The 1,409-nt window shown below is 23.2% G+C and carries 2 protein-coding genes; one reads left to right on the forward strand and one right to left on the reverse strand.

Annotated elements, in window-relative coordinates; all coding sequences use genetic code 4:
* Positions 1–297 precede the first annotated feature (297 nt).
* A complete protein-coding gene (locus EHV01_RS05580; RefSeq protein ID WP_422066595.1) occupies positions 298–477 on the forward strand; it encodes a lipoprotein in 180 nt (59 codons plus the stop codon).
* Positions 478–725: 248 nt separating this feature from the next.
* Here EHV01_RS05580 and EHV01_RS05585 read toward each other — a convergent pair whose 3' ends face one another.
* Complete coding sequence (locus EHV01_RS05585; RefSeq protein ID WP_422066596.1) at positions 726–1,232, reverse strand: peroxiredoxin; 507 nt, start codon at positions 1,230–1,232, stop codon at positions 726–728.
* Positions 1,233–1,409: the final 177 nt, after the last annotated feature.

Raw genomic sequence — 1,409 nt, forward strand, 5'->3', positions numbered from 1 at the left:
AAAMCAGGTACACTTTGTAAAGATTTCTAAGATATTTAATAAATGTGTAAACAACTTAAAGAGGGTATCAAAAAGTTGTTATAGTTTTTTTGTAAATATTTAAGATACTGTCCTTTCTCTGAATCAATTAATAATTTTGGTTTTACAAATAAAAAAACCATTTACTAAAATGGTTTAATTTATTATTCTTATTCAATTTCCGAGTTTTTTTCCAAAACCCCAATTTTTTTATACGGCCAAAAAAATACAATAAGATTATCTATAATATTAATCGAATAGAAAGGAAACATATAAAAAATGAAAAAAATTTTAGCAATTCTAGGAGCAATTAGTTTTTCGGCAATTGGAGCAAGTAATGCTATTGCTTGTAATGCAATGCATGAAAATGAAATTAAAAGTCTTCAAAATCGATTATCAACATTAAAAAGAAAAATTAATAACTTAAAAAATATTAGTGAAGAAAAAAAGCACAATTAAAATTTGCCTTAATAGAACTTGAAAATCAATTACAAACATTAACTTCTCATGGAATTAAATCAATGTCAAAAACAAAACTTGATTTATTAAAAACAGCAATATCTTTTTTAGAAGAACAATTTAACAAATTAAGTTAAATAAATATTATTTTTCAAATAGTTAATGTTCTCAATATTTAAATTAAAAATGTTTCTTTTAACTGGGTATTTCCAGTTAAAAGAAACATTTTTTTATTTCATTACAAGTTTTTATTTTTGAAGAGTATCTAAAAATTGATAAACTTCGTCATAATTTGGTTCAGAAGAAATTGGTGAAACAATTTGTAAATAAATAATTTTATTGTCTTGATCTAAAACCATTACACTTCGTGCTAATAAGTTATTAAATGGAAAGTATAATTTTGTTTGTGTTCCAAATTCACGATAATTAGTATCAGATAATAGAATATGGTTTGAATTAATAAAAGCTTCACATGCTCGTTTCAAAGCAAATGGCAAATCACGTGAAATTGTTATTAATTGAAAATTAGGATATTTACTAATAATTGTTTCATTAAATTGTTTTGATTGTGTTAAACAAACACTAGTATCTATACTAGGTACTGCGGAAATAACTTTATATTCTTTTGTTATGGTTGCTAATTCAAAATCTTGTCAATCAACCATATCAGCTTTAAATGACACTTTGTCACCAACTTGAAGATGATCTTTTGCAAGCAAATTTTTAACATCGCCGCTCATTGTTCCTACTGCCATAAAAGTTGTTTCCTCCCTTCTTTTATAAAGAATATTATATCCTAAAATATTATTATGATAATAAAGTATTTCTTTAATTTTGTCGAAAACTCTTGATATTTATAAAATATACCTAAAATTAGGTATATTTTTAATATATGGAGGTAAATAATTAATGAAAAAAATAATTNNNNAAAW

Origin of the sequence: Spiroplasma sp. hy2, assembly GCF_044714365.1 — a bacterium.
In the GTDB taxonomy this organism is placed as follows: domain Bacteria; phylum Bacillota_I; class Bacilli_A; order Mycoplasmatales; family Mycoplasmataceae; genus Spiroplasma; species Spiroplasma phoeniceum.